This is a genomic window from Oerskovia sp. USHLN155, assembly GCF_037145535.1.
Classification (GTDB): Bacteria; Actinomycetota; Actinomycetes; order Actinomycetales; family Cellulomonadaceae; genus Oerskovia; species Oerskovia rustica.
This window is the reverse complement of the sequence record NZ_JBBCXG010000015.1, coordinates 56,292-80,242: the sequence shown is the minus strand read 5'-3', so window position 1 is coordinate 80,242 and position 23,951 is coordinate 56,292. Positions and strand designations below refer to the sequence as shown.

At 71.5% G+C, this 23,951-nt stretch carries 16 protein-coding genes; 7 read left to right on the top strand and 9 right to left on the bottom strand.

All coding sequences use genetic code 11. The annotated features are described in order from the left end of the window. Positions 1 to 15: 15 nt before the first annotated feature. Positions 16 to 2,298: a formate C-acetyltransferase gene (gene pflB, locus WFH32_RS18550; RefSeq protein WP_191795247.1), complete on the bottom strand. Its 2,283-nt coding sequence runs from the start codon at positions 2,296 to 2,298 to the stop codon at positions 16 to 18. 668 nt (positions 2,299 to 2,966) lie between these two features. Between pflB and WFH32_RS18545 the strand changes: the two genes are divergently transcribed. Beyond that, on the top strand, positions 2,967 to 4,109 hold the full coding sequence (locus tag WFH32_RS18545; protein ID WP_225227744.1) for a carboxylate-amine ligase: 1,143 nt from the start codon (positions 2,967 to 2,969) through the stop codon (positions 4,107 to 4,109). 71 nt (positions 4,110 to 4,180) lie between these two features. Here the strand turns inward: WFH32_RS18545 and dxs are convergent, their stop codons facing one another. Beyond that, entirely contained in the window at positions 4,181 to 6,085 is a 1,905-nt protein-coding gene (gene dxs, locus WFH32_RS18540; RefSeq protein ID WP_336708762.1) for a 1-deoxy-D-xylulose-5-phosphate synthase, read from the bottom strand. Positions 6,086 to 6,237: 152 nt separating this feature from the next. On the opposite strand from dxs, the gene WFH32_RS18535 reads away from it, so the two are divergent. From WFH32_RS18535 to WFH32_RS18520, 4 genes are all read left to right on the top strand, one after another. Beyond that, positions 6,238 to 7,686: a GuaB1 family IMP dehydrogenase-related protein gene (locus tag WFH32_RS18535; RefSeq protein ID WP_336708760.1), complete on the top strand. Its 1,449-nt coding sequence runs from the start codon at positions 6,238 to 6,240 to the stop codon at positions 7,684 to 7,686. Next, complete coding sequence (locus tag WFH32_RS18530) at positions 7,683 to 8,408, top strand: NUDIX hydrolase (RefSeq protein ID WP_336708758.1); 726 nt, start codon at positions 7,683 to 7,685, stop codon at positions 8,406 to 8,408. Before WFH32_RS18535 ends, WFH32_RS18530 begins: the two co-directional genes overlap by 4 nt. Beyond that, entirely contained in the window at positions 8,408 to 9,319 is a 912-nt protein-coding gene (locus WFH32_RS18525; RefSeq protein WP_336708757.1) for an aminoglycoside phosphotransferase family protein, read from the top strand. Before WFH32_RS18530 ends, WFH32_RS18525 begins: the two co-directional genes overlap by 1 nt. Positions 9,320 to 9,499: 180 nt before the next feature. Further along, entirely contained in the window at positions 9,500 to 9,946 is a 447-nt protein-coding gene (locus tag WFH32_RS18520) for a DUF1801 domain-containing protein (protein ID WP_336708756.1), read from the top strand. Between the two features lie 135 nt (positions 9,947 to 10,081). Here the strand turns inward: WFH32_RS18520 and acnA are convergent, their stop codons facing one another. From acnA to WFH32_RS18490, 6 genes are all read right to left on the bottom strand, one after another. After that, positions 10,082 to 12,838, bottom strand: coding sequence for an aconitate hydratase AcnA (gene acnA, locus WFH32_RS18515; RefSeq protein WP_336708754.1), 2,757 nt, complete (start codon positions 12,836 to 12,838; stop codon positions 10,082 to 10,084). 191 nt (positions 12,839 to 13,029) lie between these two features. Next, positions 13,030 to 15,543, bottom strand: coding sequence for an HAD-IC family P-type ATPase (locus WFH32_RS18510; RefSeq protein WP_336708752.1), 2,514 nt, complete (start codon positions 15,541 to 15,543; stop codon positions 13,030 to 13,032). 64 nt (positions 15,544 to 15,607) lie between these two features. Next, positions 15,608 to 16,624, bottom strand: a complete 1,017-nt coding sequence (locus WFH32_RS18505) for a magnesium and cobalt transport protein CorA (RefSeq protein WP_191795232.1) — start codon at positions 16,622 to 16,624, stop codon at positions 15,608 to 15,610. A 66-nt stretch (positions 16,625 to 16,690) separates the two neighbouring features. Next, positions 16,691 to 17,824: a glycosyltransferase gene (locus WFH32_RS18500; RefSeq protein WP_191795230.1), complete on the bottom strand. Its 1,134-nt coding sequence runs from the start codon at positions 17,822 to 17,824 to the stop codon at positions 16,691 to 16,693. Positions 17,825 to 18,002: 178 nt separating this feature from the next. Then, positions 18,003 to 19,280 (bottom strand): class I SAM-dependent RNA methyltransferase, encoded by a 1,278-nt coding sequence (locus tag WFH32_RS18495; protein WP_336708750.1) that lies wholly within the window; start codon positions 19,278 to 19,280, stop codon positions 18,003 to 18,005. A gap of 123 nt (positions 19,281 to 19,403) precedes the next feature. After that, entirely contained in the window at positions 19,404 to 21,416 is a 2,013-nt protein-coding gene (locus WFH32_RS18490) for an APC family permease (RefSeq protein ID WP_336708749.1), read from the bottom strand. Positions 21,417 to 21,578: 162 nt separating this feature from the next. On the opposite strand from WFH32_RS18490, the gene WFH32_RS18485 reads away from it, so the two are divergent. Both WFH32_RS18485 and WFH32_RS18480 read left to right on the top strand, forming a co-directional pair. After that, positions 21,579 to 22,232 carry a potassium channel family protein gene (locus tag WFH32_RS18485; protein ID WP_191795342.1) on the top strand — a complete coding sequence of 218 codons (654 nt, stop codon included), beginning with the start codon at positions 21,579 to 21,581 and terminating at the stop codon, positions 22,230 to 22,232. Beyond that, positions 22,232 to 22,945, top strand: coding sequence for a potassium channel family protein (locus WFH32_RS18480; RefSeq protein ID WP_191795226.1), 714 nt, complete (start codon positions 22,232 to 22,234; stop codon positions 22,943 to 22,945). Before WFH32_RS18485 ends, WFH32_RS18480 begins: the two co-directional genes overlap by 1 nt. Before the next feature lie 81 nt (positions 22,946 to 23,026). On the opposite strand, the gene WFH32_RS18475 is transcribed toward WFH32_RS18480, so the two are convergent. Then, positions 23,027 to 23,950: a DUF3159 domain-containing protein gene (locus WFH32_RS18475; protein ID WP_191795225.1), complete on the bottom strand. Its 924-nt coding sequence runs from the start codon at positions 23,948 to 23,950 to the stop codon at positions 23,027 to 23,029. Between the last annotated feature and the right edge of the window lies 1 nt (position 23,951).

Here is a 23,951-nt window from a genome sequence, read left to right as displayed (position 1 = left end):
TCCGCCGTTCTGCGCTCAGAGAGCGCCGTGGAAGGTCCGCGAGAGGACGTCGAGCTGCTGCTCGCGGGTGAGCCGCACGAAGTTCACGGCGTACCCGGAGACACGGATGGTGAGCTGCGGGTAGTTCTCGGGGTGCTCCATGGCGTCCTCGAGAGTCTCCTTCACCAGCACGTTGACGTTCATGTGGTAGCCGTCGCCACCGACCGACGCGTCGAGCAGACCCGCGAGGTTCGCGACCTGCTCGTCCCGGGTACGGCCCAGGCCGCTCGGGACGACCGTGTTGGTCAGCGAGATGCCGTCCTGCGCCTCGTTGTACGGCAGCTTCGCGACCGACAGGGCCGAGGCGAGCATGCCGTGCGTGTCGCGCCCGTTCATCGGGTTGGCACCCGGCGAGAAGGGCTCGCCCGCGCGGCGGCCGTCAGGCGTGTTGCCCGTGGCCTTGCCGTAGACGACGTTCGACGTGATGGTCAGGACGGACTGCGTCGGCAGGGCGTCGCGGTACATCTTGTGCGAACGGATCTTCGCCATGAACGACTCGACGAGCTCGACCGCGATCGAGTCGACGCGGTCGTCGTCGTTGCCGTAGGCCGGGTAGTCGCCCTCGGTCACGTAGTCGACCACGATGCCGCGCTCGTCGAACACGGGCGTGACCTTGGCGTACCTGATGGCCGACAGGGAGTCCGCCGCGACCGCGAGACCCGCGATGCCGCAGGCCATGGTCCGCAGGACCTCCTTGTCGTGGAGGGCCATCTCGAGACGCTCGTAGGCGTACTTGTCGTGCGACCAGTGGATGCAGTTGAGCGCCTCGACGTAGGTCTCGGCGAGCCAGTCCATCGTCTTGTCGAAGCGGGCGCGGACGTCGTCGTAGTCGAGGGGCTGGCCCTCGGGCACGGGGGCGACGACCGGGGACACCTGCTTGCCCGTGACCTCGTCCTTGCCGCCGTTGATGGCGTACAGGAGGGTCTTGGCGAGGTTCACGCGGGCACCGAAGAACTGCATCTGCTTGCCGACCGCCATGGGCGAGACGCAGCACGCGATCGCGGCGTCGTCACCCCAGGCCGGACGGATCTGCTCGTCCGACTCGTACTGGACGGCCGAGGTGTCGATCGAGACCTTGGCGCAGAAGTCCTTGAACCCCTGCGGCAGGCGCGGGCTCCAGAAGACCGTCATGTTGGGCTCGGGGGCCGGGCCCAGGTTGTACAGCGTCTGCAGGAAGCGGAACGAGTTCTTCGTGACGAGCGGACGACCGTCGTCGCCCATGCCACCGATGGTCTCGGTGACCCACGTCGGGTCGCCCGAGAACAGGGAGTCGTACTCCGGGGTGCGCAGGAAGCGCACGATCCGCAGCTTGATGACGAAGTCGTCGATGATCTCCTGCGCCTGCTCCTCGGTGATGACACCGGCGGCCAGGTCGCGCTCGAGGTACACGTCGAGGAAGGTCGAGGTGCGGCCCAGCGACATCGCGGCGCCGTTCTGCTCCTTGACCGCGGCGAGGTAGCCGAAGTAGAGCCACTGGACGGCCTCGCGGGCGTTGGTGGCCGGGCCCGAGATGTCGTAGCCGTACGAGGCGGCCATCGCCTTGAGCTCGCCGAGCGCACGGATCTGCTCCGCGTGCTCCTCGCGCTCGCGCACGATCTTCTCGCTGAACGGCTGGGTGTCGAGGTCCAGCTTGTCGAGCTTCTTGGCGGCGACGAGCTGGTCGACGCCGTAGAGCGCGACGCGGCGGTAGTCACCGATGATGCGGCCGCGGCCGTAGGCGTCGGGCAGGCCCGTGATGATGTGCGAGCTGCGCGCGGCGCGGACGTTCGGCGGGTAGATGTCGAAGACGCCCTGGTTGTGGGTCTTGCGGTACTCGCTGAAGACCTTCTTGAGCTCCTGGTCGACCGGGTAGCCGTAGGTCTCGAGCGCGCCCTCGACCATGCGCCATCCGCCGTTCGGCATGATCGCGCGCTTGAGCGGGGCGTCGGTCTGGAGGCCGACGATGACCTCGGAGTCCTTGTCGATGTACCCGGGTGCGTGCGCCGTGATGCCGGCGGGCGTGTGTGGGTCGACGTCGTAGATGCCCTTCTCGCGCTCGGCGGGGAACATCTCGGAGAGCTTGGCCCAGATGCCGGTCGTGCGCTCCGTCGGTCCGGCGAGGAAGGAGTCGTCACCCTCGTACGGGGTGTAGTTGCGCTGGATGAAGTCGCGCACGTCGACCGTGTCCTGCCAGGGACCTGCGGTGAAGCCTGCCCATGCGGGGACTGTCGCGTCGTCCTGGCCGCCAGTGGTGCCGCGAGCCTCGGAAATGCTGGTCATATCACTCTCCTCGACGTCCACACCGCGCTGCCTGCGCGGCGGGGGTAAAGACCTTGGTCGACGCGGGAAATCCGTGCCGTCCTGCCGTTCTCCTTCGCCCTTTCAGGCTACGACCCGCAGAGGGTGTCGGCGTGGCAAAGGCGCTGTCACCTGGCTCACAGGCCGCGGCGCCGAAATGATGCCCGAGGCCAGAAGAACGGCGGAATTCCAACCCTTCTACGACCTTCAACATGCATCTAAGCGACTTCATTCCACCTTGTGACGGTCTTCACATGACCTTTTCGTGGGAGTCTTTAGACCCCTTGCTCGGGACCAAAGTCCCTTGCGGAACAGCCCTCGGTCCGCGGCGTTCCCCTATTCGCCGAAAAACCTCACCTTACGGGCGTCCGCACACCCGTGCACCCACGCGGCGGTCGGCTCGACCAGGAACCGCCGGAGACGTCGAGATGCCGCCCGCCCCCACCCGGTGTCCGGGCCGACGGCGAGCGGCATCTCACGGCGAGCTGTCCGACACGCCTCGACCCCCCTATGCACGGGGCGGCCCCCTCACCGCTCGCCCCGCCCGCCGAGCCGCGCCCCGCCGTCGGGCTACCCCGTGGGCGCCTCACGCCGCCCTCCGGACGTCCCCCTGCGTGCGAAGCACACCCCGGGCGTGTGAGACTGCCTCGATGCGAACCATGGGAGTCGAGGAGGAGTTCCTCCTCGTCGGGCCCGACGGCATCCCCACCGCCGTCGCGACCGAGGTCATCGAGTCGTCCAGCACCACCGAGGTCACCGAGGGAGGGCTCGGGGCGTCGGGCGGCTCACGCCCTGACCGGCCCGACGACGCGCCCGGTGGCGACCTCGAGCTCGAGCTCATGGAGGAGCAGCTCGAGACCGGCACGCACCCCTGCGCGAACCTGTCCGACCTCGCCCAGGAGATCCGCGACGGGCGCATCCGAGCCAACAAGGCCGCCGAGCAGCGCGACGCGCGCATCGTGGCGCTCGGCACCTCGCCCGTCCCCGTCTCCCCCACCACGGTCGGCAAGCTCCGCTACCTCGAGGCGCGCGCCGCGTTCGGGCTCACGGCACGCGAACAGCTCACGGGCGGCTGCCACGTGCACGTCGCGGTCTCCTCGGACGCCGAGGGAGTCGCGGTCCTCGACCGGATCGGCCCCTGGCTCGCCCCGCTCCTCGCGCTGAGCGCCAACTCGCCCTACTGGCAGGGCGAGGACAGCGGGTACGCGAGCTTCCGCTCCCAGGTGTGGTCGCGGTGGCCGACGGCGGGCCCCGCCCCGTCGTTCGGCACGCCCGAGGCGTACCGCGCCACGGTCGACGCGCTCGTCGCCACGGGCACGATCCTCGACACCGCGATGATCTACTTCGACGCCCGGCTGTCCGCGTCCTACCCGACCGTCGAGATCCGCGTCGCAGACGTGTGCCTCGACGCCGACACCGCGACCCTCCTCGCGGCCCTGGCCCGCGGGCTCGTCGAGACCGCGGCGCGCGAGGCCGACGCCGGCACCTCCGCGCCCATGCTCCACCCCGAGCTCCTGCGCACCGCGTCCTGGCGGGCCGGGCGCTCCGGGATCTCGGGCGACCTCGTCTCGCCCCTCACCTGGAAGCCCGCGACCGCGCACGACGTCGTGGGTCAGCTCGTCGCGCACGTGCGCGAGGCGCTCGTCGACGCGGGCGACCTCGACGCCGTGACCGAGCTGCTCGGGAGGCTGTGGTCGAACGGCGGCGGCGCGGGGCGTCAGCGGACGTGGTTCGCGGGCTCGGGCGACCTACGCGCCGTGGTCGAGCGCGCCGCGGAGGCGACGCTGGCCTGAGCCACGGCGAACGCACGAGGGGCGCGGACCGTGCGGTCCGCGCCCCTCGTGCGTCTCCCCGACCAGCGGGGTCAGAGCAGCGCGAGCGCCGTCAGCGCGTCGCGCGTCACGTCCTGCGCCGTGAGGCGGTGCGTGGCCTTGACCTGGTCGATCGACATGTGGTCGAGGAAGACCGTCGGCAGACCGAGGGGGACGACCGGGACCGTGACCCCGGCCTCGACCGAGCGCTGCGCCAGGAGCGAGCCCACGCCGCCGTCGGCCAGGCCGTCCTCGATCGTGACCACGAGGTCGTGCTCACCCGTGAGCTTCACGAGCGCCGACGGCATGGGCAGGACCCAGGTGGGCGACACGACCGTGACGTCGAGCCCGTGGGCCGCGAGCGCCTCGCCCGCCGCCATCGCGGTGCCGGTCATGGACCCGACGCCCACGAGGAGCACCTTGCGGGCCACGGCGGCAGTCCTTGACTTCGTGGCCGGGACGGCGTCGTGGCGGGCGACGACGTCGACACCGTCGAGCGTCTCGATCGCGGGGATCGGCTCGACGACGGCCCCCTTGGGATAGCGCACGACCGACGGCGCGTCGTCGATGTCGACCGCGTGGCGCAGGGCGTCGCGCAGCGTCGGCTCGTCGCGCGGAGCGGCCAGGTGCAGGCCCGGCACGATGCGCAGCATGGCCATGTCCCACATGCCGTTGTGGCTCGCGCCGTCCTCGCCCGTGATGCCCGCACGGTCGAGCACGAACGTGACGCCCGCCTTGTGCAGGGCAACGTCCATGAGGACCTGGTCGAACGCCCGGTTGAGGAACGTCGCGTAGACCGCGACGACCGGGTGCAGGCCCGCGAAGGCCATGCCCGCGGCCGAGGTCGCGGCGTGCTGCTCGGCGATGCCGACGTCGAACGTGCGCTCGGGGAACGCCTCGGCGAACGGCGCGAGGCCCACGGGGTGCAGCATGGCTGCGGTGATCGCGACGACGTCGGGGCGACGGTGCCCGATCCGGACGATCTCGTCGGCGAAGACCGAGGTCCAGCCGAAGCGCGAGGGCGCGACGGGCAGCCCGGTCTCGGGGTGGATCTGGCCCACCGCGTGGAAGCGGTCGGCGACGTCCTGCTCGGCCGGGGTGTACCCGCGGCCCTTCTCCGTGATGACGTGCACGATCACGGGCGCCCCGTAGGCGCGGGCCCGCACGAACGCGTGCTCGAGAGCCTCGATGTCGTGGCCGTCGACCGGGCCGATGTACTTGATGCCGAGGTCCTCGAACATGCCCTGGGGCGCGACGACGTCCTTGAGGCCCTTCTTGAGCCCGTGCAGCCACTCGTACGCGAAGCGTCCCGGGGCGCCCGAGCGCGAGAGCGTGCGCTTGCCCCAGTCGAGGAAGCTCTCGTAGCCGCGCGTGGTGCGCAGGGTCGACAGGTGGTGCGCCATGCCGCCGATGGTCGGCGAGTAGGAGCGGCCGTTGTCGTTGACGACGATGACCAGGCGGCGGTCCTGGCTCTCGGCGATGTTGTTGAGCGCCTCCCAGGCCATGCCGCCCGTGAGCGCACCGTCGCCGATGACCGAGACGACGTGCCGGTCCCGCAGGCCGCGCACCACGTTGGCCTTGGCGATCCCGTCGCCCCAGCTCAGCGCGGTCGACGCGTGCGAGTTCTCGACGATGTCGTGGGGCGACTCGGCGCGGCTCGGGTACCCGGACATGCCGTCGCGCTTGCGCAGCGCGGAGAAGTCCTGGCGGCCCGTGAGCAGCTTGTGCACGTACGACTGGTGGCCCGTGTCGAACACGAACGAGTCCTTGGGCGAGTCGAAGACCCGGTGCATCGCGAGCGTCAGCTCGACGACGCCGAGGTTCGGTCCGAGGTGCCCGCCCGTGCGGGAGACGGCGGAGACGAGGAACTCGCGGATCTCCGCGGCGAGGGTCTCCACCTGCTGGGGGGTCAGTCGCCGGAGGTCCTCCGGGGACGTGATGCTGCTCAACAGGGTCATAACCGCTCCGTTCCGCCTGCCATTCGACTAGCCCGACAACTCTAGGCCGTCAGGGAGGGTGCTCGCGCCCGGAAAGGACTGGTCACGACGTCTGCACGTGCTGGGCACCCGATCCGCCCGCTCCCTCTCGCATCCCTCCGTAGACTGCTGTGGTGCGCTTCCTGCCGGGCCAGCGGCCCACCACAGACCTGACCTACGGCGACGTGTTCCTCGTCCCGTCCCGCTCCGAGATCACGTCGCGCTTCGACGTGGACCTGTCGTCCGACGACGGCACGGGCACAACGATCCCGCTCGTCGTGGCGAACATGACGGCGGTCGCGGGCCGGCGCATGGCCGAGACCGTCGCGCGGCGCGGCGGGATCGTCGTGATCCCGCAGGACGTGCCGACCGACGTCGTCGCGGACGTGATCGCCGACGTCAAGAGCAAGGACCCCGTCATCGAGACCCCGGTCGTGGTCTCCCCCACCGACACGGTGCACACCGCCCTGACGCTCATCGGCAAGCGGTCGCACGGTGCGGCCGTGGTGCTCGAGGGCGACCGCCCGGTCGGCGTCGTCACCGAGGCCGACTGCCTGGGCGTGGACCGTTTCACGCAGGTCCGCCAGGTCATGTCCGCCCAGCCGCAGGTCGTCGAGGCCGCCATGGTCACGGGCCCCGGCGGCCTCGAGGCCGCGTTCGACGAGCTGCACCGCTCGCGCCGCAAGGTCGCTCCGGTCGTGCGCGACGGCCGGCTCGTGGGCGTCCTGACGCGTCGTGGCGCGCTGCGCTCGAGCGTCTACTCCCCCGCCCTGGACGGCGCAGGCCGGCTGCGCGTCGCCGCGGCCGTCGGCATCAACGGCGATGTCAAGGCCAAGGCTGCCGAGCTCCTCGCGGCGGGCGCCGACGTCCTCGTGGTCGACACGGCCCACGGCCACCAGGTCAAGATGCTCCAGGCCCTCGAGGCCGTGCGCTCGCTCGACCCGCAGGTCCCGATCGTCGCGGGCAACGTCGTGACGGCCGACGGCGTGCGCGACCTCGTCGCCGCGGGCGCGGACATCATCAAGGTCGGCGTCGGACCGGGCGCCATGTGCACCACGCGCATGATGACGGCGGTGGGTCGCCCGCAGTTCTCCGCGGTCCTCGAGTGCGCCGAGGCGGCACGCGAGCTGGGCAAGCACGTGTGGGCCGACGGCGGCGTGCGCCACCCGCGCGACGTCGCCCTGGCCCTCGCGGCGGGCGCGTCCCAGGTCATGATCGGGTCGTGGTTCGCCGGGACGCACGAGTCCCCGGGCGACCTGCACGACGACGGCACGGGGCGCCTCTACAAGGAGTCGTTCGGCATGGCCTCGGCCCGCGCGGTCGCGGCCCGCACCGCAGGCGGCTCGCCGTTCCAGCAGGCCCGCAAGGGGCTGTACGAGGAGGGCATCTCGTCGTCGCGCATGTACCTCGACCCGGCCCGTCCGGGCGTCGAGGACCTGATCGACGAGATCACCGCTGGACTGCGCAGCTCGTGCACGTACGCGGGCGCGGACTCGCTCGCCGCGTTCGCCGAGCGCGCCGTGGTCGGCATCCAGTCGGCCGCCGGGTACGAGGAGGGGCGTCCGCTGCCCACGGGCTGGTGACGGTCTCCCCGTCCGCGAGGTCGGCCCGCGCCGACCTCGCGGCCCTCGCCCAGGACGGCGCACCGTGGCCGCGCCCGTGGCGGTACGCGATCGGCACGCTCGACGAGTCGCGCGTGCGGCAGGCCGCGGTCCTGGTCTTGTTCGGCGTGCTCGACGACGTCGCGGCGTCCCGTGCCACGTCCGGCCCGGGTGCGGCGCCGCTCCCGGTCGCGGCCGACCTCGACGTGCTGCTGCTCGCCCGGGCCTCGACGCTGAGCCACCACCCGGGGCAGGTCTCGTTCCCCGGTGGCCGCCTCGACGACACCGACGCGGACCTGGTCGACGCGGCCCTGCGCGAGGCCGTCGAGGAGACGGGGCTGGACCGGGACGGGGTCGAGGTGCTCGGGTCCTTGTCGCCGCTGCCGCTGCCCGTGAGCAACCATCTCGTGACGCCCGTCCTCGGGTGGTGGGCGCGGCCCACCCCCGTAGCGGTGGTCGACTCGGCCGAGTCGGCGCACGTCTTCCGGGTGCCCGTCGCGGACCTGACGGACCCCGCGAACCGGCGTACCGCCGTCGTGCGCCGTGGGCGGGACACGCACAAGAGCCCCTCGTTCCTGGTGTCCGCGGAGGGGCGGGAGCACCTCGTGTGGGGATTCACGGGAGCGATCCTCGACGCGCTCCTGGACCGGCTGGATTGGGCCGAGCCGTGGGACGCGGCGCGCACGGTCGAGGTGCCGGTCTAGTGGCGTTCCGGCCGCCCGCGGAGGTCGACGTCACGACCGGCCTCGTGCGCGCGCTGCTCGCCGCGCAGCACCCCGACCTGGCAGACCTGCCCCTGACCGTGGTCGCGAACGGCTGGGACAACGTCGTGCTGCGCCTGGGCGACGACCTGGCGGTCCGGGTCCCCCGGCGCGAGGCCGCCGCGGAGCTCGTGCGCCACGAGCAGGAGTGGCTTCCGGTGCTCGCGTCCCGCCTCCCGGTCGCGGTCCCGGCCCCGGTGCGGGTCGGGCTTCCCAGCGACGATTCCACGGGTCCTGCGTCGTTCCCCTGGTCGTGGAGCGTCGTCCCGTGGTTCGACGGGCTGAGCGCCCTCGCGGTCGACCGAGCCCTGCGCCGCGCGTTCGCCCCCGACCTCGCCGCCTTCCTCGCGGCCCTGCACGTCCCGGCCCCGCCCGAGGCGCCCGTGAACCCGTTCCGTGGCGTCCCGCTGGCCGCTCGCGACGCGTCCCTCCGGGAGCGCCTCCTGCTGGGCCACGTGCCCGACGGCGGAGCTCTCCTCGACCTGTGGTCGCACCTCGTCGAGGTCCCCGCCTGGGACGGACCCGCGCTGTGGCTGCACGGCGACCTGCACCCGGCGAACCTCGTGCTCGCGCCCGGCGACCACCGGCTGGGGGCCGTGGTCGACTTCGGGGACATGACGAGCGGCGACCCGGCCACCGATCTCGCGACCGCCTGGATCACGTTCGACGCAGCGGGACGCCGGATCTTCCGTGAGACCGTGACGGCCCGCTGCGGGACCGATGACGCGACGTGGGAGCGGGCCCGCGCCTGGGCACTGGTCATCGGCACCGCGTTCGCGGCTCACTCGGACGACGACCCGGCGTTCGCCGACCTGGGCGCGCAGACGCTCGCGCAGGTGCTCGGCGACGACTGAGCTGCCCGTCCCGGGGCGCACGGCGCTCCGCCGACGGACGACCGCGATCGCGACTCGGGCCCGAGCCCTCTTCGCGAGATGCTGCTCGTTGTCGGTCATCGGACACGGAACCCGACAACGAGCAGCGTCTCGCCGACGAGCCATGCGTGCCACCGGCGCCCAGCGGCGAGATACTGGCACATGGCCACGGACAACAAGACCCGCCCGCACGACGGCGACGTGGACGCCTTCCTCGCGACCGTCACCCACATGGTCCGCCGCCGCGACGCGGACACGCTGATCGCGCTCATGCAGCGCGTCACGGGCGAACCGCCCGTGATGTGGGGGCCGTCGATCATCGGGTTCGGCCAGTACCACTACGAGTACGCGAGCGGCCGCCAGGGCGACGCGGGGGCGGCCGGGTTCTCGCCGCGCAAGGCCGCGTCGACGGTCTACCTGCCCGACGGGACGGCCGCGCACCAGGAACTGCTGGATCGCCTCGGCCCGCACACCACGAGCCTCGTGTGCGTGTACCTCAAGGACCTGTCGACGAACGACCTCGACGTCCTGGAGGAGATCGTGCGCCGCTCGTACGCGGCCGTGACGGCGGGCACGTTCACGCAGCGGGCGCGCGACTCCTCGTCCTGAACCGGAACGACGACGGGGCGCCCCACCCGAAGGTGGGACGCCCCGTCGGCGTGCGTCCCGGGCGGGGTGCGCGGCGCCGTCGGGCATCCGGGAAGATCCCGGGCCCGACGCCGCCGCCCCCGCGACGGGGGCTCGTCAGTCGTTGACGAGCGAACGCAGCACGTACTGCAGGATGCCGCCGTTGCGGTAGTAGTCGGCCTCTCCGGGGGTGTCGATGCGCACGACCGCGTCGAACTCGACCGAGGTGCCGTCGGCCTTGGTCGCGGTGACCTTGACCGTCGAGGGCGTCGTGCCCTCGTTGAGCGCCGTGACGCCCGAGATGTCGAACGTCTCGGTGCCGTCCAGGCCCAGCGACCCTGCCGACTCGCCTGCCGGGAACTGCAGCGGCAGGACGCCCATGCCGATCAGGTTCGAGCGGTGGATACGCTCGAAGCTCTCGGTGATGACGGCCTTGACGCCCAGGAGCGCGGTGCCCTTCGCAGCCCAGTCACGCGACGACCCGGAGCCGTACTCCTTGCCACCCAGGATGACGAGGGGCGTGCCGGCCGCAGCGTAGTCCTGCGCGGCGTCGTAGATCGTGTCCTGAGCGTTCTTCACGAAGTTGAACGTGAAGCCGCCCTCGACGTTGTCGAGGAGCTGGTTGCGCAGACGGATGTTCGCGAACGTGCCGCGGATCATGACCTCGTGGTTCCCGCGGCGCGAGCCGTAGGAGTTGAAGTCGCGACGCTCGACGCCGTGCTCGGCGAGGTACACACCGGCCGGCGAGTCCGCCTTGATGGACCCGGCAGGGCTGATGTGGTCGGTCGTGACCGAGTCGCCCAGCTTGGCCAGCACGCGGGCGCCCGAGATGTCGGTGACCGGGGAAGGCTGCGCCGACATGCCCTCGAAGTACGGGGGCTTGCGGACGTAGGTGGACTGCTGGTCCCACTCGAACGTGTTGCCCTCGGGGGTCGACAGGGCGCGCCAGCGCTCGTCACCCGTGAAGACGTCCGCGTAGTCCTTGGTGAACATCGCGCGGTCGATCGAGGAGTCGATCGTCGCCTGGACCTCTTCGGGCGTGGGCCAGATGTCGCGCAGGAAGATCGGCGAGCCGTCCTCGTTGCGACCCAGCGGGTCGTGCTCGAAGTCGAACTCCATGGTGCCCGCGAGGGCGTACGCGATGACCAGCGGCGGGGAGGCCAGGTAGTTCATCTTCACGTCGGGGTTGATGCGCCCCTCGAAGTTGCGGTTGCCCGAGAGCACCGAGACGACCGACAGGTCGTGCTCGTTGACGGCCTCGGAGACCTTCTCGTCGAGCGGGCCCGAGTTACCGATGCACGTCGCGCAGCCGTAGCCCACGAGGTGGAAGCCGAGCTTCTCGAGGTAGGGCCACAGGCCCGCCTTCTCGTAGTAGTTCGTGACGACCTGCGAGCCCGGGGCCATGGAGGTCTTGACCCACGGCTTGGCCTCCAGGCCCTTCTCGACGGCCTTCTTCGCGAGGAGCGCCGCGGCGAGCATCACGGACGGGTTCGACGTGTTGGTGCAGGACGTGATCGACGCGATCGCGACCGCGCCGTGGAACAGGTCGAACTGCTTGCCGTTGGTGTCCGTGACCGGGACGGTCCGGCGGCCGTTGGCGTGGATCGCGGGCGAGTCGGAGGCCGGGAAGGACTCCTTCTCGGCCTCGTCCACGACGTCGACGACCTCGGGGGCGTAGGTCGGCAGGTCGCGGGCGAACGCCGACTTGGCGTTCGACAGCTCGATGCGGTCCTGCGGGCGCTTGGGGCCGGCGATCGAGGGGACGACCGTCGAGAGGTCGAGCTCGAGGTACTCGGAGAAGACCGGCTCGACGTAGCTCGGGTCGGTCGGGTCGAGCCAGAGGCCCTGCTCCTTGGCGTAGGCCTCGACGAGCGCGAGCTGCTCCTCGGAGCGGCCGGTCAGGCGCAGGTAGTCGACCGTGACCGAGTCGATCGGGAAGATGGCGGCGGTCGAGCCGAACTCGGGGCTCATGTTGCCGATCGTGGCGCGGTTGGCCAGGGGCACGGCCGCGACGCCTGCTCCGTAGAACTCGACGAACTTGCCGACGACGCCGTGCTGGCGCAGCATCTGCGTGATCGTGAGGACGACGTCGGTCGCGGTCACGCCCGAGGGGATCTGGCCGCTCAGCTTGAAGCCGACGACGCGCGGGATGAGCATCGAGACGGGCTGGCCGAGCATCGCGGCCTCGGCCTCGATGCCGCCCACGCCCCAGCCGAGCACGCCCAGGCCGTTGACCATGGTCGTGTGCGAGTCGGTGCCGACGCAGGTGTCGGGGTAGGCCCGCAGGACGCCGCCGACCTCACGCGTCATGACCGTGCGTGCCAGGTACTCGATGTTGACCTGGTGGACGATGCCCGTGCCCGGGGGGACGACCTTGAAGTCGTCGAACGCCGTCTGGCCCCAGCGCAGGAACTGGTAGCGCTCGTGGTTGCGCTGGTACTCGAACTCGACGTTGCGCTCGAACGCGTCGCGGCGGCCCGCGACGTCGATCTGCACCGAGTGGTCGATGACCATCTCGGCGGGTGCGAGCGGGTTGATGCGCGACGGGTCGCCACCGAGGTCGGCGACGGCCTCGCGCATGGTCGCGAGGTCGACGACGCAGGGCACGCCCGTGAAGTCCTGCATGATGACGCGACCCGGCGTGAACTGGATCTCGGTGTCGGGCTGCGCGTCGGGGTCCCAGGCGGCGATGGCGCGCACGTGGTCCGCCGTGGTGTTGGCGCCGTCCTCGGTGCGAAGGAGGTTCTCCGCGAGGATCTTCAAGCTGTACGGGAGGCGCTGGGCGCCCTCGACCGCGGAGAGACGGAAGATCTCGTACGAGTTCTCACCGACCTCCAGTGTTCCCTTCGACCCGAACGTGTCGACGCTGCTCACGGTTGCTCCTTCTACCTGGCGAGGGTGATGACGACCACCGCGGCCGGGGCACCGCGCGGGCTCTGCGGCCCGCGCCGTGCGCCCGGCACGGCAGGTCGTCGAATGACGATCAAGATGGTTCTGGGGGCTTTGCCCAGCCTACGCCGGGCCGGCGACGCTCCGAAATGTCGCCGACACACAGCATACCGCATTTATCTTGACGTCAAGATATCGGCCGCGGAGCGAACCGGCGCAGGCCTTCCCGCGAGCCGCGGCGTGAGCAGCCGGTACACGGCCTCGATCGCGACCCAGCCCACGAGCACCCCGACGGTGATGACCACGGCCTCCTGCGCCGTCGGGACCTGGAGCGCGAAGAAGTCACGCACCCACGGGATCGCGACGGCCAGCCCCGCGCAGGCCGCGAGCGCCGCGACGAGCGCGACCTTCCACCCGTTGAGCGGGCGCGCCTGGATGCCCACGATCCACAGCGAGACCCCGACGAGCACGAGCGTCGCGGCCGAGCGGGCGTCGTCCGTGCCCACGAGCGGGCGCAGGTACCCGTACACGGCCAGGATCACGGCCCCGATCACCACGCCGGCCGGGACCGCGAAGCTCAGCACGCGCCTCAGGAACCCCGCGAGATAGCGGCGGTCGTTGGGCGGCAGCGCGAGGAAGAACGCCGGGATGCCGATCGTGAGCGAGCCCGCGAGCGTCATGTGCCGGGGCAGGAACGGGTACGGCCACACGAGCAGCACGACGGACACCGCGAGGATCGCGGCGTACGTCGTCTTGGCGAGGAACAGGCTCGCGACGCGCTCCATGTTCGCCATGACCCGCCGCCCCTGCCCCAGCACCCCGGGCAGCGTCGCGAACCGGCCGTCGACCAGCACGACCCGCGCCACGGCCTTGGTCGCGGGCGCGCCGTTGCCCATCGCGATCCCGAGGTCCGCGTCCTTGAGCGCCAGGGCGTCGTTGACGCCGTCGCCCGTCATGCCGACCACGTGGCCGCGGGACTGGAGCGCGTGCACGATCGCGCGCTTCTGCTCGGGCGTCACGCGCCCGTACACGTCGTGCGCGGCGACGACGACGGCGAGCTCGTCGGGGTCGGTCGGCAGCTCGCGCGCGTCGAAGCCCTCGACCCGCACCCCCTCGCCGTGCAGGCCGACCGAGGTCGCGATCGCCGCGACGGTGGCGGGGTTGTCGCCCGAGATGACCTTGGCCCGGGTCCCCTGGCGCCGGAAGTACTCGAGCGTCTGCGCGGCGTCGGGGCGGACGCGCTCCCCCAGGACGGCGAGCAGCGCGGGGGCGAGGTCGGGCGGGAGGGGTGCCTCCGCCGTCGGGAGGCCTCTCGGGGCGTGGGCGAGCAGGACCACGCGTGCACCCGTGCCGGCGGCCTCGCCGACCTCGGCGAGCGCGGTCGTCGCCGGGCCGTCCGTCCGCCCGGCGAGCAGGATCTCGGGTGCGCCCAGGACGAACGCCCCCGCCCCCGTCAGCACCGCGCTCCACTTGCGCGCCGAGGAGAACGGGACGGACCTCGTCACCGCTGCGGGCGGCGTGTCCGCCAGCCCTTCGGCGAGCGCCCTGGACGTCGCATTGCCGTCCGGGTCGGCCGCGAGCGCCGCGAGCGCCTCGCGCGCGCCCTCGACGGGGGCGAGAGGGCGCAGCGCGGTCAGGGCGACGTGCCCGTCGGTGAGGGTCCCGGTCTTGTCGAGGCACAGGACGTCGACGCGCGCGAGGATCTCGACCGCGGGCAGCTCCTGCACGAGCACCTTCTGGCGCGCGAGCAGCGTCGCCGCGATCGCGAAGTTGAGCGAGGTGAGCAGTACCAGGCCCTCGGGGATCATCCCGACGACGCCCGCGACCGCAGCGACCACGCCGTCGCGCCACGTCCCGTCCGCGATCGACGCGCGCACGCCGCCCGTGTAGTTGAGCTGGCTCCAGAAGAGCAGCAGCGAGATCGGCACGATCCCGAACGAGACGACCTTGAGGATCTTGTTCACGCCCTCGCGCAGCTCGGAGCGCACGACCGAGAACTTCTTCGCCTCGGAGGTGATGCGCTGGGCGTACCCCTCCTCGCCCACGCGCACCACACGGCACACGGCGGCCCCCGCGACGACCGTCGACCCGGAGAGCACCTCGTCACCCACCGCCTTGTGCACGGGACGCGACTCCCCCGTGAGCATCGACTCGTCGACCTCGAGCCCCGTGACCTCGAGCACCTGCGCGTCGGCCGGGACCTGGTCGCCCGTCCCGACGAGCAGCACGTCGCCCTGCACCACGTCGTCGAGCGCGACCTGCTGCTCGGCCCCGTCCCGCACCACCCGGGCGGAGGGCGCGGTGAGGATCGAGAGCCGGTCGAGCGTCCGCTTGGCCCGGTACTCGGTGACGATGCCGATCGCCGCGTTGATCACCACCACGAACCCGAAGACCGCGTCGGGCCACCGGCCCGTGAGGAGCACGAGGGTCACGGCGACCGCGAGGATCAGGTTGAAGAGCGTGAAGACGTTGGAGCGCAGGATCGCGGTCAGCGAGCGCGAGGTCGAGCGGGTCGTCCGGTTGGTCTGCCCGGCCCGGACGCGCGCGGCGACCTCCTGAGCGCTCAGCCCGGGTCCCGCGTCGTGAGGCGCCGTCCCGTCGCCGGGCCCCGTCCCCCGGCCCGACGGCGGAGCGTCCGCCGGGCCCACGGGTCCGGTCGCGGACGTGTCGTCGTCGGCGAGGCTGCTCACCCCTCGATTGTGCCCGCCGCCGGGCGCCGTGCCCTGTCGAGGCCCGATCGCGCGCGCCGACGCGTCACAACCACCTGTGGCGCTTGAAGATCGCGTACAGCGTGAATCCCATCGCGACCATCGCGAGGATCGCGAGCGGGTACCCGTACACCCAGTCCAGCTCGGGCATCCGTGCGAAGTTCATGCCGTAGATCGTGCCCACGAGCGTGGGCGCGAACAGGATCGCCGCCCAGGACGAGATCTTCTTGACCTCCTCGCCCTGCGCGAGGCTCGTCTCGGAGAGCCTGCGCATCTCCTCGTTCTGGTGCTGCGCGACGAGCGTGGCCTGGACCATGAGCGCGTTCTGCAGGAGCAACCGGAACGAGTCGGCCTGCTCCGCGAGCCGCAGCGAGTGGTCGAGCACGTCGCGCAGGTTGCGCTGGAGCTCGATGTCGACGCCGTACTTCTCCGAGCCGCGCTCGAGCGCCTGGAGGATGCCGACGACCGGGTGGGTGGCCCGCTGGAAGGCGATGACCTCGCGCGAGAGCTCGTAGATGCGTCGCGAGACGGCGGGGTCGCCGCTGAAGAGCTGGTCCTCGATCTCGTCGATGTCGTTCTGCAGACCGGCGACCACCGGGGCGTACTCGTCGACGACCTGGTCGAGCACGGCGTAGAGGATGGCCTCGGGCCCGCGACGCAGGAGCTCGGGCGTCGCCTCCAGGCGACGGCGGACCGCAGCCACGTCCGGGGACTCCGCGTGACGGACCGTCACGACGTAGTCGGGCCCGACGAAGACGTGCAGCTCGCCGAACTCGACGCGCTCCTCGGCGTCCAGGTAGCGGGCGGGCCGCAGGACCACGAAGAGGTTGTCGTCGTAGCGTTCGAGCTTGGGTCGCTGGTGAGCCGCGATCGCGTCGTCGACGGCGAGGTGGTGCAGCGAGAACTCGTCGGCGACCGCACGGATCTCGGCCTCGCTCGGCCGGTAGAGGCCGATCCACGCGAGCCCGTGCCGCTCCCGCAGCGTCTCGAAGGTCTCGTCGAGGCTCGACGGGTTGGCCGTGCGCCGCCCGTCGACGTAGACCGCGTTGTCGACGATGCCCATGCCTGCACTCCTCGGGTCGGTCGCGTCCCGTCCGGATCGCGGCGACCATCATGACAGGCGGGCGGCCTAGTCCTCGTCGAGCGTCGTGGTCGACGGTTCTCCGGCCAACGGCGTGACGCGGTCCGGGGCGTCCTTGCGTGGGCGGTAGACGACCTGGGCGTGGAAGACGAAGCGCAGGAGGAACGCGACGACCAGGGTCAGCGCCTGCGCCAGGACCGGGGGCATGCCCGTCAGGACCACGAGCCAGTGCAGGAAGGGCAGCCGGACGGCGGCCTCGATGCCGTTGAACGTGAAGGACTGTGCCGCACGTTTCCACACGCTGCGCCCTTCCGAGCGCAGGTCGTGGAACACGAAGTGCTCGAGGAGCAGGAAGTTCGTGACGATCGTGACCGCGGCCGAGACGACCGCCGCCGGCATGTAGTGGACCCCGAACTGCTCCAGGCCCCACATGATGGCCAGGTTCAGCACCGCACCGAACGCCCCGACGAGCGCGAACGTCGACATCCGACCGAATCGCAGCGCCGTGAGCTGCTGCAGGTACCGCAGCCCGTTCGCGAACGTCGCCTTGGACTGCCCCGCAAACCGCTCCCCGAACACGAACGGTTCCTCGACGACCACGACCTTGTTGCGCGCAAGGATCTCGAGCAGGATCTTGAAACCCCTGGGGCGCAGTGCGGCGAGGTCGATCGAGCCGGTCCGGACCGCGAAGAACCCCGTCATGGGGTCGGTCACGTTGCGCAGCCGCAGGGGGAACATCGACCTCGCCAGGAGCGAGGACGCCGTCGAGACCAGGTGGCGCCAGCGCCCGTCGAGCCCGCCCGCGTCGCCGCCGCCCACGTACCGCGAGGCGACCACGACGTCGGCCCCGGTCGACGCGGCCGTCTCCAGCAGGACCGGAACCATCTCCGGCGGGTGCTGCAGGTCCCCGTCCATCACCACGACCCACTCGCCCCTCGCAGCCCGGAGGCCCTCGACCACCGCTCCGCTCAGACCACCGACCGGTTCCGGGCGTTGCAGCAGCCGCACCGGCATCCCCGAGGACCCCGCGACCTGCCGGATCACGTCCGGCGTGTCGTCCCGCGAGTCGTCGACGAACAGCACCTCCACGTCGAGCCCGTCGGCCGCGTCACCGATGCGGCGCACGAGCTCGCGGACGTTCGGTCCCTCGTTGAACGTCGGGACCACCACGGTGACCTGCATGTGCCCTCTTCTGCTCGTCGGGCCGGCGGGTACCGGCACGTCCCCCATCGTCTCCCGGGACGGGTCCGGGCGACAGGCGAACGCGCCCGGACAGGGCCGGACGGGTCGGGCCGGACCGGGCCGACCGCGCGGACGTCGGCACGACGCTACCTGCCGGGCCCTCCGGGCAGCCCGCGGCTCACCGCGTGAGGACCGCGACCGCCTCGACGTGGTGGGTGTGCGGGAACAGGTCATACCCGGTGACCGACTCGACCGCGTACCCGTGCTTGGCGAAGTAGGCGATGTCGCGAGCCAGGGCGGCGGGGTCGCACGCGACGTAGACCACGCGGGGTGCCCGGAGCGCGGCGACGGCGTCGACGACCTTGCGACCGGCGCCGGTGCGCGGCGGGTCGAGGACCACGACGTCGGCCGTCGGCGCGGCGTGGTCCTTGGCCGCGAGCACCTTCTCAACCGGGCCGTGGTGCAGCTCGACCTGAGGCTTCTCGAACGCGTTGCGGCGTGCGTCCTTGACGGCCCGCTCGTCGCCCTCGATCGCGACGACCCGCCCCGTCTCGCCGACGGCGTCGGCGAGCGGCAGCGTGAAGAGTCCAGCGCCCGAGTACAGGTCGACCACGGTCGCCTCGTCGAGCGGCCCGGCAGCCCGCAGCACGGCCTCCGCGAGCAGCGCGGGCGCCTCGCGGTGGACCTGCCAGAAGCCGTCGGCCGCGACACGGTAGGAGTGCTCGGTCCCCGCGACGCTCACGGTCTCGGTGACCGCGCGGCGGGCGTGCGGTCGACGGTCGATGTGCCCCGAGTGCCACACGACGCCGTCGACCAGGAGGATCGGGTCGGCACCGCCCGCGGGCGCGACGAGCTCGAGACGGGTCCCGGGGCGCCAGCGGCGCGTGAAGACCTCTTCGGCCTCGGCGAGGGCCGCGACCTCCGGGGTCGCGAGCGGCATCTCGTCGAGCGCGACGACGTCGTGCGAGCGGAACACGCGCATGCCCGCACGGCCCTTGTCGTCGGCGACCAGTTCGATGCGGGTGCGGTAACCGAGGCCACCGCGCTCGTCGTCACCAGGGGCACTCTCAACCTCTACCTGAAGGTCAAGGCCGGCGAGACGCTTGAGCTGCTCCTGGAGGACGGCGGCCTTCCACCGGCGCTGCGCGGGCAGGGACACGTGCGAGAGCTCGCCACCGCCCGCTCCCCCGGGGCCGGCGGCAGGCCAGGCCGCAGGAACACGGTCCTCGGAGGCGTCGAGGATCTCGACGGCGTCGGCGCGCCAGAACTTCGCGTCCTCCCCGTCGTCGGTGATCCGGGCCAGCACCCGCTCGCCCGGCAGCGCGTGCCGGACGAAGACGACGCGCCCGTCGAGTCGCGCGACGCAGTGGCCGCCGTGCGCGACAGGTCCGACCTCGAGCTCGACCAGAGGTTGAGGCTCGGGGGCGTTGGACGTGGGGTTCAGGGTTTCAGACACCCCCCTAGTATCCCGGACGCGAACCGCTCCGGGCTCCGGACCGTTCGCCGACCGGGCGTGGGCCCGCACACGTTCTCGGGCGGACCCGCGGACGACCCGCGTCACGCGGGCGGCGCGGCGCGCTCAGTAGCGGCGGTTGATCCGCTGCTGGGCCGCGAAGTTCTCCTTCTCGAGCCCCGTCTGCCCCTTGGTCGAGGACAGCTGCCACGGCACGGAGGCCACGACGACGCCGGGGGTGAACAGGAGCCGGCCCTTGAGCCGCAGCGCGCTCTGGTTGTGCAGCAGGTGCTCCCACCAGTGCCCCACGACGTACTCGGGGATGTAGACCACGACGAGGTCGCGAGGGCTCTCGCGACGGATCGAGCGCACGTAGGACAGGATCGGGCGCGTGATCTCGCGGTACGGCGAGTCGAGCACGCGCAGCGGGACCGGGAGGTCGAGCGCCTCCCACTCTGCGGTGAACTCGGCGACCTCCTCGGGGTCCACACCGACCGTCACGGCCTCCAGGACCGAGGGGCGAGAAGCACGGGCATAGGCGAGGGCGCGCATGGTCGGCTTGTGCAGCTTGGAGACCAGGACGAGCGCGTGGACACGGCTCGGCAGGGCGCGGGCCGCAGCCGGGTCCTCCCCGAGCGTCAGCTCTTCGCTCACCGAGTCGTAGTGCTTGCGGATCGCCCGCATGAGCACGAACACGAAGGCCATCGCGAGGATCGCGATCCACGCACCGTGCGTGAACTTGGTCAGCAGGACGATGACCAGGACCGTGCCCGTCATCCCGAAGCCGATCGCGTTGACGACGCGGGACCGCTTCATCTTGGTGCGGAAGCGCGGGTCCGGGGTCGTGCGCAGCTCGCGCGTCCAGTGCTTGATCATGCCGAGCTGCGAGAGCGTGAAGGACACGAAGACGCCGACGATGTAGAGCTGGATCAGGCGCGTGACCTGCGCGTCGAAGGCCCAGATCAAGGCGATCGCCGCGACCGCGAGCGTCACGATCCCGTTCGAGAAGGCGAGCCGGTCGCCGCGCGTGTGCAGCTGGCGCGGGAGGTACCCGTCCTTGGCCAGGATCGAGCCCAGCACGGGGAAGCCGTTGAACGCCGTGTTCGCGGCGAAGACGAGGATCAGGCCCGTCACGGCGGCCACCAGGTAGAAGGCGAGAGGGAAGCCCTGGAAGATCGCCTGCGCGAGCTGGCCGATGACCGGGTCCTGCACGAAGTCGGCAGGCACGGGTTGACCGTTGATCGTGAGCTGCTCGGCCGGGTTCTCGGCGAAGTGCACGCCGGTCTTCTGCGCGAGGAAGAGGATCGCCATGATCATGAAGGCCGAGATCGTGCCGAGCAGCGCGAGCGTCGTGGCCGCGTTGCGGGACTTGGGCTTCTTGAAGGCGGGCACACCGTTGCTGATGGCCTCGACGCCGGTGAGCGCGGCACAGCCCGACGCGAAGGCTCGCGCGACGAGGAACGCCCCCGCGATCCCGGTCAGTCCCTGGTCGAAGTGGCTCTCGGCGACGAGCTGGTAGGACGCGCTCTCGGCCATGGGCAGGGTCCCCGTGGCGTACCGGACGAAGCCGACCACGGCCGTCATCCCGATCGCGAACATGAACAGGTAGACCGGGATCGCGAAGAAGGAGCCGGACTCCTTGACGCCTCTCAGGTTGACCAGGGCGAGCAGGATCACGAGCGTGATCGCGAACGCCGCCTCGTGGCCCCGCAGGAACGGCATGGCTGCCGCTGCGTACTGGGCCCCCGAGGAGATCGACACGGCCACCGTGAGGACGTAGTCGACCATGAGCGCCGAAGCCACGCCGACTCCGGCCGTGGGGCCGAGGTTGACCGTGGCGACCTCGTAGTCACCGCCGCCCGAGGGGTAGGCGTGCACGTTCTGGCGGTACGACGCGACCACGGTCAGCAGGACCACGACGACCGCGAGACCCACCCACGGGGAGATCGTCGTGGCCGCGAGGCCGGCGATCGACAGGGTCAGGAGGATCTCGTCAGGGGCGTACGCCACCGAGGAGAGCGCGTCCGAGGCGAAGACCGGGAGCGCGATGCGCTTCGGCAGCAGGGTGTGCCCCAAGTCGTCGCTGCGGACGGGACGTCCGAGCAACAGGCGTTTGGCGGCATCAGCGATATCCGACACGTTGGCCCATGCTAGGCCCTCCAGGTGCTGTTGACCCCTCCACGACCCCGACAGATCTCGGCGAAGGCGTCCTGGGGCCTGCGCAGACCCGCCGCCGCGCCGTCGCCCTGTACCGGCACCGCACGGGTGCGCGGTAGCGTTTCGTCCGTGCACTTCGTGATCATGGGATGTGGCCGTGTCGGCGCCACCCTCGCCCAGTCTCTCGAGAACCGCGGCCACTCGGTCGCCGTGGTCGACCAGAACCCCGACGCCTTCCGACGGCTGTCCGCGGAGTTCTCCGGCAAGAAGGTGACGGGCCTGGGATTCGACCGGGACACCCTCATCCAGGCAGGGATCGAGGACGCCTACGCGTTCGCCGCGGTCTCCGACGGGGACAACTCCAACATCCTGGCTGCGCGCGTGGTCCGCGAGACCTACGGTGTCGACAACGTCGTGGCGCGGATCTACGACCCCCACCGCGCCGAGATCTACCAGCGCCTCGGCATCCCGACGGTCGCGACCGTCCGGTGGACCTCCGACCAGGTGCTGCGCAGGATGCTGCCCCTCGGCGCGACCGACGAGTACCGCGACCCCTCCGGGCAGGTCCGGCTCGCGCAGACCGACTTCCACCCCGAGTGGGTCGGGCGCTCCGTGGCGACGATCGAGTCCGCGACCGGGTCGCGGGTCGCGTTCCTGGGCCGGTTCGGTGAGGGCGTCCTCGCGACCCCCGGCACCGTCCTGCAGGAGAACGACGTGCTGCACGTGCTCATGCGCGCCGCCGACGCACCCACGGTCGAGCGCCTCCTCACGCACGCCCCCAAGATCGAGGAGAACTGATGCACGTCGTCATCGTCGGAGCAGGCTCGGTCGGGCGCTCGATCGCCCGTGAGCTGCTCAGCCACGACCACGAGGTCATGATCATCGACAAGCAGCCGGCCGCGATGCGCGTCGCGCAGGTCGCCGACGCGGACTGGCTCCTCGCGGACGCGTGCGAGCTCTCGACCCTCGCCGAGGCGAAGGTCGACGAGTGCGACGTCATCGTCGCCGCCACGGGCGACGACAAGGTCAACCTCGTGGTCTCGCTCCTCGCGAAGACCGAGTTCGGGGTCCCGCGGACCGTCGCGCGCGTCAACAACCCCAAGAACGAGTGGATGTTCGACGAGTCCTGGGGTGTCGACGTCGCGGTCTCGACGCCCCGCATCATGACGTCCATGGTCGAGGAGGCCGTGGCGGTCGGTGACCTGGTCCGGATCTTCACGTTCCACCAGTCAGGTGCGGACATCCTCGAGCTCACGCTGCCGCCCGACTCGCCGCTCATCGGCACGCGCGTCGGCCAGGTGGACTGGCCCCAGGACACCGTCCTCGCGGCGATCGTCCGCGGGACCCAGCCCATCGCGCCGAGCATCGACGACACCCTCGAGGTCGGCGACGAGCTGCTCATCGTCACGGGCCGCGACGTCGACGAGGCCGAGCTCCTGCGGGTCCTGATCAACCCGTCGCCCGACGAAGGCACAGGGATCGTCGACGAGACGACCGGCCTGCCCGTCTGAGGAGGCCGTCGGCCCCTGCCGTGCCCGCGGCCCCTCGGGCTGTGGACGCGGTAGGGCCCGAGCTCACCGAGCGCCGCGGTCTCAGTCCTTCTCGGGGAACGACTCCGCCACGTGCGGGCGGCGGACCAGCAGCCAGGTCAGCCAGAGGGTCAGTGCCCACAGGGGGATGCCCATCACGAGGCGGGCCGTGCCCAGCCAGGCGACCGCGTCCTCGCCGGCCATGAACAGCGGGACCTGGACGGCGAGGCGCAACGCGAACATCCCGACCCACAGCCACGTCGCCAGCGCGTACCGGCGCATGAGCGCCGCGTCCCCGCGCCAGCGCTGGGCCCACGCTCGGAACGCGCCGGGAGCCGGCTCGTCCTGGTCGGCTTCGGTGCTGCCGACGACACCCACGTTGCTCTCGACGCGCTCCCCCGCGGCGCCGTGCGCTCCCGAGGTCGTGGCGCCGTCGGGCACGTCGCTCGCCGCGACCGCGGCCTTGACCTTGTCCCCGTCCGTCCAGCCGCTGCGCAGCGCCTCGACGACCAGGCCCACCACGGGCCACCGGACCAGCACCGAGACCGCCATCGCGACCAGGTAGGCCGCGTTCGTGAGCAGCCCCGCCGCGTAGTAGTTCTGCGCCTCGCCCGAGCGCCACGCCCACAGCACGCCGATCGCGACGCCCAGGAAGCCGCCGAACGCCTGCGTGACGGGCGTGCGCTGCACGAGGCGCGCCGCCACGGCCACGAGCGCGACCGCGACCGACGCGATGAGCGCAGGCCGCAGGGTGTTGCCCGTCGCGATGAAGACGACCACGAACACGAGGCCAGGAGCCATGGACTCCACGAGTCCGCGCACCCCGCCGATCGTCTCGGCGAGCGAGAACGACTCCCCCGCCAGGGCGCGCACGCCGCGCGCGGCACCCTCGTCCGGTGGGACGACGTCGTCGATCGCCTCCGCGACCTCCTCGACCTCCTGGGCGGGGTCCACCGGGCCGCGCTCACGCGTGGGCTCGTGCGTCATG

Excerpts from the sequence above, each read along its gene's own strand:
- WFH32_RS18505 (WP_191795232.1), bottom strand. The coding sequence starts at position 16,624 with ATGGGCATCGTCGACAACGCGGTCTACGTCGACGGGCGGCGCACGGCC.
- WFH32_RS18520 (WP_336708756.1), top strand. The coding sequence starts at position 9,500 with ATGGCCACGGACAACAAGACCCGCCCGCACGACGGCGACGTGGACGCC.
- WFH32_RS18480 (WP_191795226.1), top strand. The coding sequence starts at position 22,232 with ATGCACGTCGTCATCGTCGGAGCAGGCTCGGTCGGGCGCTCGATCGCC.
- WFH32_RS18475 (WP_191795225.1), bottom strand. The coding sequence starts at position 23,950 with ATGACGCACGAGCCCACGCGTGAGCGCGGCCCGGTGGACCCCGCCCAG.
- WFH32_RS18485 (WP_191795342.1), top strand. The coding sequence starts at position 21,579 with ATGGGATGTGGCCGTGTCGGCGCCACCCTCGCCCAGTCTCTCGAGAAC.
- pflB (WP_191795247.1), bottom strand. The coding sequence starts at position 2,298 with ATGACCAGCATTTCCGAGGCTCGCGGCACCACTGGCGGCCAGGACGAC.
- WFH32_RS18500 (WP_191795230.1), bottom strand. The coding sequence starts at position 17,824 with ATGCAGGTCACCGTGGTGGTCCCGACGTTCAACGAGGGACCGAACGTC.
- WFH32_RS18545 (WP_225227744.1), top strand. The coding sequence starts at position 2,967 with ATGCGAACCATGGGAGTCGAGGAGGAGTTCCTCCTCGTCGGGCCCGAC.
- dxs (WP_336708762.1), bottom strand. The coding sequence starts at position 6,085 with ATGACCCTGTTGAGCAGCATCACGTCCCCGGAGGACCTCCGGCGACTG.